The sequence below is a fragment of the Kyrpidia sp. genome, from assembly GCF_023512215.1.
Taxonomy (GTDB): Bacteria; Bacillota; Bacilli; order Kyrpidiales; family Kyrpidiaceae; genus Kyrpidia; species Kyrpidia spormannii.
This window is the reverse complement of sequence record NZ_JAILZZ010000067.1, coordinates 1-11,717: the sequence shown is the minus strand read 5'-3', so window position 1 is coordinate 11,717 and position 11,717 is coordinate 1. Positions and strand designations below refer to the sequence as shown.

Annotated in this window: 8 protein-coding genes, 1 pseudogene and 1 CRISPR repeat array; all 9 genes and pseudogenes read right to left on the bottom strand. The window is 56.3% G+C overall.

The genetic code is table 11. The features are described 5' to 3' along the window. A CRISPR array of direct repeats spans window positions 1-639; the repeat unit is 30 nt; unit sequence GTTTCCATTCCTCATAGGCACGCTACGAAC. A 436-nt stretch (window positions 640-1,075) separates the two neighbouring features. Then, window positions 1,076-1,839, bottom strand: a pseudogene (locus K6T64_RS15145) (transposase); the annotation flags it as partial. A 344-nt stretch (window positions 1,840-2,183) separates the two neighbouring features. Further along, window positions 2,184-2,447 carry a CRISPR-associated endonuclease Cas2 gene (gene cas2 / locus K6T64_RS15140; RefSeq protein ID WP_100668597.1) on the bottom strand — a complete coding sequence of 88 codons (264 nt, stop codon included), beginning with the start codon at window positions 2,445-2,447 and terminating at the stop codon, window positions 2,184-2,186. A 123-nt stretch (window positions 2,448-2,570) separates the two neighbouring features. Continuing rightward, window positions 2,571-3,566: a type I-B CRISPR-associated endonuclease Cas1b gene (gene cas1b, locus K6T64_RS15135; protein ID WP_288010902.1), complete on the bottom strand. Its 996-nt coding sequence runs from the start codon at window positions 3,564-3,566 to the stop codon at window positions 2,571-2,573. Between the two features lie 17 nt (window positions 3,567-3,583). Further along, window positions 3,584-4,087: a CRISPR-associated protein Cas4 gene (gene cas4 / locus K6T64_RS15130; protein WP_288010901.1), complete on the bottom strand. Its 504-nt coding sequence runs from the start codon at window positions 4,085-4,087 to the stop codon at window positions 3,584-3,586. A gap of 39 nt (window positions 4,088-4,126) precedes the next feature. Further along, window positions 4,127-6,547, bottom strand: coding sequence for a CRISPR-associated helicase Cas3' (gene cas3 / locus K6T64_RS15125; protein ID WP_288010900.1), 2,421 nt, complete (start codon window positions 6,545-6,547; stop codon window positions 4,127-4,129). Next, window positions 6,541-7,245: a CRISPR-associated protein Cas5 gene (cas5, locus tag K6T64_RS15120; protein ID WP_288010899.1), complete on the bottom strand. Its 705-nt coding sequence runs from the start codon at window positions 7,243-7,245 to the stop codon at window positions 6,541-6,543. The genes cas3 and cas5 overlap by 7 nt, the downstream gene beginning before the upstream one ends. A gap of 15 nt (window positions 7,246-7,260) precedes the next feature. Then, entirely contained in the window at window positions 7,261-8,238 is a 978-nt protein-coding gene (locus K6T64_RS15115) for a CRISPR-associated protein (protein WP_288010898.1), read from the bottom strand. An 80-nt stretch (window positions 8,239-8,318) separates the two neighbouring features. Continuing rightward, entirely contained in the window at window positions 8,319-10,427 is a 2,109-nt protein-coding gene (locus K6T64_RS15110; protein WP_288010897.1) for a TM1802 family CRISPR-associated protein, read from the bottom strand. Further along, window positions 10,396-11,208 carry a CRISPR-associated endoribonuclease Cas6 gene (cas6, locus tag K6T64_RS15105; RefSeq protein WP_288010904.1) on the bottom strand — a complete coding sequence of 271 codons (813 nt, stop codon included), beginning with the start codon at window positions 11,206-11,208 and terminating at the stop codon, window positions 10,396-10,398. Before cas6 ends, K6T64_RS15110 begins: the two co-directional genes overlap by 32 nt. Window positions 11,209-11,717 lie beyond the last annotated feature (509 nt).

Genomic DNA, 11,717 nt, shown 5'->3' with positions numbered 1-11,717 from the left:
GTTTCCATTCCTCATAGGCACGCTACGAACACGATGAGCAATATGGGAATCGACACCAAAAATCCTAGTTTCCATTCCTCATAGGCACGCTACGAACGAATACCAGTCGATCTCCATGCCGCTCGCTGACGCAGTTTCCATTCCTCATAGGCACGCTACGAACTTCAGGGCGTTCTGTATCAGTCCGCCCAGGAAATCCATGTTTCCATTCCTCATAGGCACGCTACGAACCTCGTACATAGTGCGCAGCATGTCCCGTATGCGGGGCGGTTTCCATTCCTCATAGGCACGCTACGAACCCGGCCCCGGCCTAGGAACATGGACCGTAGGAGGTCCGGTTTCCATTCCTCATAGGCACGCTACGAACACGTCTGTCCCCCTGATACCGAGGACCAGGAAACCGTGAGTTTCCATTCCTCATAGGCACGCTACGAACGGGAATGGCAAGAGAGGAGGTCACAACAGCATGGAGAGTTTCCATTCCTCATAGGCACGCTACGAACAATACATCATGGAGACACGTCACCTGTCCGAAGTGGAGGTTTCCATTCCTCATAGGCACGCTACGAACCCTGGATTCGAACGTGATTCAGGCCGCAGGAGCGGTCAGTTTCCATTCCTCATAGGCACGCTACGAACCCATTTTTTCCGCATTATACAAGGGATCTGTCGCTACTAGCATACAGTGTGCGGAGAAGTGCGTCAACTCCTGAAACGGAGTCTTTGTTTCAGATGACGCGGATTCTGGTGACTTTGAGCGACCCGTCTCTTGTCGTCGATCCCCCGGGGTTTTTGCTCGATCTCCGATCGACGACATTTCCATAAACAGGAATTGCAACAAATCCTTCCCTTGTAGAGGGCGCGGTTGTTGAAATCAGAATTTTTAGCTTACTGCGATCACTCAATACCTCCCATCCCGCGGGTCGAGCCCATTTTTCCCATATCGAAGAATGTCGAAACATGGAATTGATTATCTACCTATTTCGACAAGGTTCGACGTCATTTCCACAAACGAGGACCTCTCGGAGGATTCAGTTGTCACATGATGTCGAAGGCCGCTTCGCTATGATGTCGATTACCCACTTTCAGCCGGTGGCAATGAAACTCCCATCAAGCGGTTATCCGTCCGGATCCGAATCCATCGAAGAATCTGGATCCCCGTCTCGGTGGGTCCTTGAAGATGATGGGTGACCGTCCCATCCGGCAACCGCACGATCATATGGGTTAACCCGTCAAACTCTTTCAGTAATGTACGGGTGGTCGGAGAGCGAAACTTCGCACCCGCGATCGCCAGTGCCGTTTGTTGATCCTCCCGCATCCCTTGGCGCACCCAGTGTTGAATGATCGCGACACCAGCAGCCCCAACAGGAAGACGTAAGCTGATGCCAACACGCGTTTGAGGGTCTTGACGAAGATCCCGTGCACAAAATAGGGCTGTTTCAGGGCCCGAAACAAGTTCTCGACGTCGATCTGGCCTTTGTAATCCCGCAGCAGATCGGCATCGTGGGCCCGACGCGTCCGCGGGACGTTACTGATCAGGACAAAGGTCCTCTCCCGCCGCCGTCGCTGTTCAATGGCCTCTGTGTCGGGTTCCACCGTGAAGTTCACCCGCCACCGAACCACCTCGACGCTCCCTGAGTCGGGATCGTGTTGTCGCGGGCGTCCCACCCGCCGTTTCACGGTCCTTTCCTGCACCACCTGGCCGGTGACATGATGAAATTCCCAGCGATTATGACGCCGCCACCAATCTTCCAGGGTCACCTCGGCATCGGCTTTGCAGTGGTAGCTCAGCCGCTCCTGCTGGGCCACCGCCTTCTCAATCGCCTGAGCCTCATCCGCCATGATCTCCGCCACCCGAAGCTCTCGACACAAGTACGCCACCAGCGGTGCCGCTTCCAGCTTGTGAACCTCCACCGTAACACCCGGAAGTTGCATATTTCTCCCCTCCGAATCCTAATACAAGGACAATTCGGAGTTGGATAGGCAGTCTCCTCCTGAGACTCCTCGAAATGCCGTTATTCGACAAAATCTGACATGCGGAAAATGGGGTCTAGGTTGGGGAGCCAGCGCTGGGCTACAAAGTGAGGAGCCGGACCACCAGCCCAGGCTCCCGATCAACCCACAATTCTCTATTTGCCTCTCCAACATGGCTCGCGCCCGGTCGTCCCTCCACTCAGCTGTCATCACAAAATCTGATCAAACTTCCCCTTCTCAACCCCCATAATCTGCCTTTCCGAGTAGGTTGTCGTTCTCAAAATATAAATAATCACCGAATCCTCGTCCTCCTCAATGATTTGCTTCAACTCCCTTTTCAGCCTGTACAAATTCGCCTTCGTGATCTCCCCCTCCAGCACCGAATTTTGCACCCATGTCAGATACTCCCGGCACTTTTTCAACACTTTCGCCACCCGCTTCTGGGCCACATCGTACACCAGGATCACGAACACAGCCGAACCTTCCCCTCTCCTCACCCGCTGACCATACGCCACCCGGGCAGGAAGCGAGGGCTCACAGCTGCGCTGCCCCCTTCCTGCCCTCACGCCGCCGAGTCCACTCTCCCCTCCCTTCCATTACCACTGAGCTACGAACGGCCGATATTCCTCCCCCTCCACCAAGTGTTTCTCCAATTTATACAACTCCAGACGGATCAACCGGCGATAGGACACCTCTCGCCCAATACTCCGATGACGGATCGTGGTCCCGAGACGCCGCTCCCACTCGGACACGAACACCTTGCGTCCGCTTTCTTTCAAATAAATTCCTTCCAACTTCGCATCAAAATCCCGTCGGGTAATCATTTTCTTTCCGAGCACGGTAAAGATGAGCCGGTCCACCAAAATAGGCTTAAAGATCTCCGCCACATCCAGATTCAGACTGAACCGGCGATAATTTGACGTGTGCAAATATCCAATCCTCGGATCCAAATGGGTCTTGTACGTCTCCCGCAAAACCGCGGAATACAACAGAGAATTCCCAAAACTGATCAACGTGTTCAGATGATTTTCCGGCGGCCGCCGGGTCCGGCGATCAAATTGAAAATCTTCCTGTAACACGATGGCATCGAATGCGCGGTAATACTGCTCCCGGATATTGCCCTCCAAAGCCATCAGGGCCGGAACCTCCGCCGTCTCAGGGATTTTCCCCTCCAACTCCTGGATGCGCTCCAGGTGGCCCTCCACCTTTTTGCCCCGGTTGCGGTAATATTTTAACACCTGCAGCATATTGCGGGCCGCGCCCTCCACGAACCGCCGGGCCAAATCCAGGCGACGCTGCGGATCCAGATAATACTCCACCTGTTTCACCGTCACATGCCCTGCGTTCAAATGCTCACGGGGATAAAACGTTCCCATGTAATATTCATACTCCGAATTAAAAATGTGAAGGAGGATCTCTTTCTGGGAGCAGAATTCCAAAAGACTTTTGGTCAGGTCCACCTCTCCGAACAAATAAATCTCTTGAATATTCTCCACGGGAAGGTACTTCGTTCCGTCCGGGCTCTCAAACACCAGCGTGTTGTCCTTTCGTCGCAATTGCCCGCCGGAAAACAGGTATACGCTTGTCCCCACCGTCTCGACCCCTCACTTCACGCCCAGCAATATTCCCCATACGCGCACCTTTTACACGCATGGATTCGTTTCGGCGCTGGCGGCGTCGCCCGGCGCAACAACGCCCGAAGCTCTTCCACCGTCTGTTCGATCTTCACCCTGTCCTCTTGGGTGAGCACCACCCGTTCGACTTTCCGCTCCTCCGGAACCACCAGTTCCCCCTCGGCCTCGATCCCCCGTTTTTTCAACTCCATGAGATAAAACAACACTTGCATCCGGGCGCCCTTTAGCGAGTGCCTGCTTTTTTTCACCTCGGTAACGACCAGCGTTCCCGAGTCCCGGCGCACCACGTCCAACTTCGAATGACCTACCTCAACCTCCTTGCGCCCTCTCGGTTGCCGGTTCTCGTGCAAGAATCGGCCGATCACCACGTTCTCATCGTCCTCATCCGGGGTCATTTGACGAGACATGAGCCACGCTTCCCGGGGGCAGAACGTGTAATACCACACCAACGTCCCATTAATCCGAATTTCATCTTCCATGGACTCACCTCAACTCTTCGGACCTTCCCATCCACAGGTTTATAAAATACAATCCTCCACCCACCCCGCGGCCAAATCGGCGTACCCGCGATCCTCTTGATACTTCGGTGTGTCAGCCGCTAATTTGATCTCCACGTCATCCGCCAGGTTTGCCGCCACCTTCAGCGCCATTTTCGGAGGCAAGGAGACAATGAACTGCTGCATCAGCGCCATGAACCGCTTTCGGGCCACAAAGGACAGGCCCCCCATCCACCCCCGATCCAAATACCGTTCATAAATCTCTCGAACTCCGCGAATCCCGAACTCGTTCATCCGCCGCCGGATGTCCAGGCCGATCGGGCGCTCGAGGTACTCCTCTCCCCAAGGAACAAAAATCGATACCCGCCGCGGATCTTCTTCGAAGGGCGACCAACCGCTCACGGCGCTCCACCGCCCCTGGGCCGCCTGGGCCAAAGCCTGCATCTTCGCGGCACTGTTCGTGCGGGCCGAACACCGGGAAAAATACTGATCAACCTCTTCATACAGTTCGTGCTCCATCCATTCGGCCGCCTTGCCCAAACTGCGGTCCGTCTCCTCACGGACAATGGCGTCCCGATAAACCCAAACCCTGGAATCCTGTTCCCCGCCTCGCAAAAACGAAAAGATCACGATCTCCCCAAGCTCCCCCTCGGTCCCGTGCCGATTGACCCGTCCCGCCGCCTGAATCACCGAGGAGTAGATCGGCCGCGCCCGGTAGACTTTCTGAAAACTCACATCCACACCGGCCTCGATTATCTGGGTGGTCACCGCCCATAACCGCTGCCCCGCCCCCAAACACTCTTTCATCTCTTCAATCCGCAGCCGCTTGTGCAAGGGCGTCATCAAGCCGTGAAGATGTAAAATTCGGGGCTCCGAATCGGCGGGTCCCGCATCCTTCAGCCTTTCAGACAGCTCTTGATAAACCCTCGCCGCATCCCCAATGGTGTTCAAAATCACGGCCAGATGCCGCGTGTCTCTCTCTCGTCCGACCAGATGATCGGCTAGCTGCTTCTCGTCCCACGGCTCAACCACGACCCGGGCACGGTATCGGTCAGGATAACGGATGTCGGCGGGTGCCAGGGGAATCGGGGACTCCTTCAGCCCCGGCCGGAGCGGCGGAAGGGTGGCCGTCACAAAGAGAAACGTCGCATTCATCTCCCGGGCGGCGCCCTGGATCATGGCGAGAAAAGGTTGCCAGACGGAGTCATCGACGATTTGTGGCTCGTCGACAATGACTACGGAATTCTCAAGACCGGCCAGCCGGAGGGTTTCTTGAGCACGCTGCGCAAAAAAAGCCCGAAACATTTGGTTAAACGTCGTCGCCACCACCGGGGACTGCCAAGATTCCAGCAAGAGAATCGCTTTGTCATCCCATTCACGGTCCTCAGTCATTGACAGAGAATGGTGCTCCATTACTTCCAGCCCAGAGGCCTTGGCGATCTCTCCCGCAGCTTGGGACAAAATCGTCAAATAAGGAGCCACATAGACAATCCTTTCTTTCCCCCGGTCCCGGGCAATCTCCAGCGCCACCCGCAGAGCCGTGAGGGTCTTCCCCAAACCCGTGGGAAGCTTCAAGACATACAAGTCCCCTTTGGGGTTTTGGCGGTATCGCTCCACCGCTTGCTGGTGCACCCGTTGGCGAAGGGCCGTCACGCCGGTGAGCCCGCCTCCCGGCGGCGCGGATCCCGCCGCCTGTCGGCCCTTATCTCCGAGAAATTTTTCCAAATGCGCCAAGGCACCCTCCAGCTCTTCGCGCTGAAGCCGCCGGGGCTCGATCTGGGCCGCGTCAAATCGATCCGCGCGAATCAGGGAGGCGGTAGAGAGGCGAAGACAAGAAACCGGCACCTCCGCCTCTTCGTACTCCGCTAACACTGCCTGACCCGTCCAATCCATGTACCATTTGGCCCAGGTGTCAACAAACCCTTTGTGCCAGGCCTTCAACGACCCCACAGTAGGAGCGGCCCCCGCAACCTCCGGAAACAGCCGACTGACCGCGTCGTGAATACCCGGGAGATCAAAGTGTTCCCATTGCGGCGGAAAGCTTCTCCAGGGCACTTCCGTTTCCTCGATATCGCCGAGCCGCCCGTGGTGATCGAGAAGATCCCGGCACCACCACTGTACCCTCCTCCGCAGTTCAGTCTTTTCCCTCCTGGGCATTTTCCAGATATTCAGCAACCGTTCGGCATAATAGACATACAAAATGGCGCCGTATACCGAGTGCGGCGGCCCCTTCCGGGACCGCGGCGACTCAATGTACCACTGCCATTTTTCGTTTGACTTGCCAATGTCGTGCATCCAACCCGCCAGGTAATCCAGACGCTCGGCGGGCTGGCCCTGGAAGTTCCCCACCCCTGATGCCACCGTTTCCAAGTGCCGGGGCAGGGGGAATTGACGTTCCCCCTCCGCAGGACGCGCCACACATTCACCAAATGGTTTTACCACAGGCATACCACCTCGTCCCCAAGTTGCGCGAACCGGACTTTCGGTTCCCCCGGGGAGGCCGCCGGGACAAAGGAAATCGGTTGCCCCTGCACTTCATACACCAAGTGAACTGCGCCCCGAAACCGCCGTCCGCCCAGGTAATGGTAATGAACTCCTCCGATACGCCCCACTTGGAGCTTCGAATCCCCCGGGGGCGTCACCAACCCGTGAACCACATGGGTCGGCAGGACCGTTCGACAGCGATAGGTCATCCCCGGCGTCAACTCCACCTCCGGGACCTCCCAAGACCCCACGAACCGGGGAAAGGTCAGGGCAAAAGCACTCCCCAAGTACGTATGATAATGGCTTCTGCCCTCCCGGATCCGCGCCGTCAGTTCCTCCTGATAATCCCCGTGATAATAAATGCGATAAGCTGGGTTGACCACCAATTCAATCGAAGTGGGACGATTCATCGCCGGCCCGCTCGTCAAAAATCCTTTCCCCAGAAGAGACAGTTCCTGAAGGACGGTGCGCACCGGGGCCAGCAGTTGGATTCCCGCCCAAGATTCGCCACTAAACTCCGCTAATCCCAAAATCGAGCCCAAAAGCCCCCGCAGGGCCGTGCGGGTGATCACCGGATAGGACGCATGGGTGGCCGTCGTGTCCGGGCGCCGAAAATGAGCCAGGGTGCCCTTCAGGTCGAACACCAGCAGTTGCATCACCTGTCCCACCTTTCACCACACCGGCTGTTTCTCCCCGGGCAACTCTCCCTTAATGTTCAAGGACGGATGGACCCACCACCTTACCCGGGCCACCCGGTCCTGGTGATTCCGGAGGACCTGACCCAACTCTTGCACGTTCAGGGAGATCTCTGCCACCGAGCTCGGCCGCTCCCCGGATAACCAAACCTCTCTTTCTGGCAACAACCGCACATTTTCCTCAAGATAGCCGATTCGGAAAAACGGATCAGTGTACTCCACGTGGGCAAGAAACAGCGGTTGTTGAATCCCCCGGCCCCGGGCCTGGCGATACTGCGTCCCCTTCCACAGCGCCTCAAGCAACAAATCCATATCCTCTTCCTTCATCCCCGTCTGCCGGGCAATCGACGCATTGACGATACCGGGCATCACAAAGACGGCAAAGGGAAGGGTGTAGGTGGTCCAAATCGTCCCCTGTTGCTTCCCCGCGCTCTCCTCGGATTCTCCGCTCCGATTACTCGCTTTCTCGTTAATGTCTTTGCTCGGCATTACCACTGTGCCCTGGACATAGCGAGTTTCCACGGGATGAAGCGAATGAGCCCAACCGAACTGCACCGGGCCGGTGAGATGAAAGGAGGATCCCCCCACACTGAAGACGGCCCCAAACACCCGCACATCAAACGCACTTTCTTTTAAAATCTCCTCCGTGTCTCCCGTACGGCCCGACCGCTCTTGGATCTTTTTCGCCAAACTCCCTCGCCCGAGCAACTTACCGTCTTCGGTCCGTTCCTCCCGAACAAACACGAAATTGTTCCTTTCCCCACCGCCGTCGGGGTATCGCGCCAGGACGTAGTCCCGTACATCCCGTTTGATACTAACGTCAGACAGGGAGATCCGCCCGTCCTCTTCACTGAACAGCCGCCGGGCATCGCTCTCATTTAACGGATCCCGGTTGGGAATCCCATCTTTTACACTCTTGACGAAAATGATTTCTCCACTGCGAAGATCGGACATCATGCTTCACTCCTTCTCAACATATAGGTGGTTGATTCCAAAGGTAGGGTGTGGTCAGCTGGCGAGGATACGGTGCCCTCTCACATCGCCGTCTTGCCTTCTTCAGAAACCTCGTCATCCTCGTCTCCTGCAGTCTTCTTATCCGGGCGATTCAGGCAGTATCCCGCCCAAAATGCGGCCAGAAAAGCATCGGAGTCCTTGCGCAAGCCCTCCTTGTGTTCCAGAAACCCGGCCATCAAGGAGCCCAGCAGCTTTTCCAAATCCCACACGTTGATGTGGTGCCTGGCCGCGTGGGTTCTCAGATTCATAAGTCCGTATTTGAGAATCACCTCGGGCGTCACCTGATTTCCAAAGGTGATAACCCGGCTCTCCAAGTAATCCTTGTTGGCCTTCAAAAAGTACCGTTTACCAAACTCCCGTAGCAGATATCCACTGGCAAAACCGAGTTCCTCGACATCCTGCCACATCGGCGGATGGTCGGCTGAACCCTTAAGAAGTTCCAACATTTCAGGCCAGGGACGCATGGCTGCTTCTACTCCTTTCGTGGTCAGTCTCGCTGAGTAGCGCTGGAGAAAATCTGAAAATACCAGATCAAACAGGACTTCTTGCCGAATGTCCAACAGCTTTTGTGTATACTGCGAGGTCAACTCCCGCAATCGCGCCGCCGCCAGTTCCACAAACCGCCGCCGGCTGAGGGGTCGGCCGTGCAGCACACTGGCCAAGGTCATCCAGACGTGAGCCGGCCCATAAGCCTTGGTCAATAGGCCCGGAAGTGACAAAAAGAATTCTTTCATCCTGTCCACCAAGTCGGGGCCCAGCAGCCGCTCGCGCAAAGGCTCGCTCTCTTCATACACCTCCCGGACGAGATCGTTTACTGATTTGGCCATGGACGGGATGACGTCTTCGATCACCGCCCGGAGATGAATATCCGCCCGGCTGGGATCGCCGGAATAGTAGAGGATCATGAGCCGATACTCTTGGGATTCATCCACATCCGGCAGCCACATCTCCAACCCAGTCAACGTCTTGAGGTGGAGGTCCCGGGACGACTCAAAAACCGCCTGGTCCTGATTTATCATTTTGGACATTTTCTGGATAAAGGCTTTTCGTTCGTCGGGGTCCACCAGCCATTCGTCCAGCACCGGCAGCGGGAGGACGCCCCCATAAACCGTAGGTACGTCGGCAGCGCTGCGCATCCGTTGTTGTTTTGTCCCCGAGGGACTGCTGGCCGGTGCAAAGAGTTCCCGGGCCAGCGACAGCGGCATGCGCCTGGTGAGCCCGTCGAACACCCGGCTTCCGTAGGTCAGCGCCTTGTAGCACTCGGGACAAAACGCCACCCCCTCCACCAGCCGGTCTTGGGGCAACTCAGTCGCCAAGGGTCCCACCCAGGTGGTGGTGAACCAGTTCCAGGCTTTTGAGTAGGCGGAAATCACATCCCCGGTCGCCCCGCAAAAGGCGCACACGGCCTCCTTACCGGAGAGCCGACCTTTTTCCTCTCCCTCGGCGATCTTCGACTCCCAGAAGCGGTCCACCGTGCGCTCCAGGTCCGCCACGATCACCCGGTTCGGGTCGAGGAAGCTCGGGGTCAAGATCCCTTCCCAACCCGTTCGTGGCGCATAACCTTGAGGTTCGTACCGGTAGGTGCCGCGGCCGTCCATGATGGCCAATACCAACAGCCCGATCGCTTTCTCTTTGGCCGGAAATTCCGTGGCCTTGAAGAATTCGTGGATCCGCTGGGAAAGTCCATCCACCAGAGAATCCGGGAGATCCCCCGCTGTGGTTCTCTTTAGCCGACCCCGGAGAAAAGTTTCCACCTCCGCGGCGTCCTTGCGAAACGCCTCCACCTGCTTTTCATAGAAAAGATACGCCGGAATCCCATAACGACCTTGGGGATGAAGGGGACTCCCCCCCACCGGTACGACGAACGGGGCGGTCCGAGCATGTTCGTAATCGGGATACGCGATCTCCTTCGTCTTTTTCCCCTCTCGCTCGATACGGACCTGAACCCACCGAACCCACTCCACGGCAACAGCTTTAGTTTCCGGATCGGCTTCGGCGATCACCACGTGGGACAGGAAGGTCTTAGCGTTCTGCTCTCGAATATCGGACACTTGATCCAAAATCATCGCCGGCGGCAGTCCACCGCTGACAAAAGGTTTACCCAGCCGAATGAGGCTCTCGATCAACATACCCATCCCCGCCTTCCTCGGCGTACGTTTTGATCAAATCCACGCAACCGAAACCCTGGCTGTTCTTGCTTCCTAATGACAAATCCAGCGCCAACGAGAGAACGGCGGGCGGACCGGTCAGTTCGAATCGACCTGAATACCCCTGCACGAAAATATCCCGGTAAACGACTACAGATTTTTTCGTACGGCCCACCGGACGGATGTCAAAAGCAAATTCCTCGTCCGAAAACCCGATATCGATCCCCATCTCGTCCCGGGCCACCTTCACCTTTTTGCGCAGATTCTCCCGAACCACTTCGGAAAAAGAAGATTCCCTAGGATGAAAATAAACTGTGTATTTGCGCCCATCCGGCTTGAAAAACGTCGAATATGCCGTGATCGGCGACAGCGTCTGGACGAGAATTCGGGAAGAATCAACCCTGGGGTTCGAGCTGTCCACCTCGACTAATTCCAGTTCCACGCTTCCCAGCCGCAGCACCGCCTCTCCCAACAACCGATCCAGCACCGCATGAGTAAACTCACGGAGGGGAGACACCACCACCAACCGCACCGGACCGAAAAAACGGATAAATCCCTCGTCGCGAAGAACCTCATACTTGCCGATCAGCCGGGAAAACGAGAACATGCGAAATTTCCTTTTCAGATAAGAATAGCCCGCGTCATGGAGAAACGCCGCAAAGTCCTCGGGCAGGATGCTATACAACGCCGCTTGCACGTATTCGTTGTACGTAAGCGGCAGGATAAAATCGTCCCGATCGGATGATGGCCGCATCGTGAGCACTAATCGCAACCCACTCACCTCCTTCGCCTAGAGAAAACCCTCGGCACCTTTGTTCTACCACATCCACAGTGACAACATGTCTGTCAGAAAACAATTGTTCCCGGTGACTTTTTTTGTTGGCCCAAGGCTAGACTCCATCCACCCGAGATAAACGCTGGAACCCGATCCTCCTCACCTCCTGCCTTGTTTATCGTTTGAGTGAATTGAACTTGTCAACCTTTTTCAAGAAAAATTTTCTTGACCATCCATTGTCCTTCTCTCCAGTCTCTGGGGCATAAAAAGCCCCCGACAGGGGGCGACCACGCACACGCGCGCGGCAATTTCACCAATGCCTTATAGGAATTCTAGTGGCCTTTTATCGCACGCAAATGCTCTTCTATTCCTATGTAGGGTGTCTAGGACTCGGAATCCGGAAGGTCACCTGACCGGTTGCCCATCTCCCGATCGATGGCCGCCAGCACTTCCCCGGCCTTGCCGATGAGGACCTCGTCGAACAGAGCTCTCTGCTC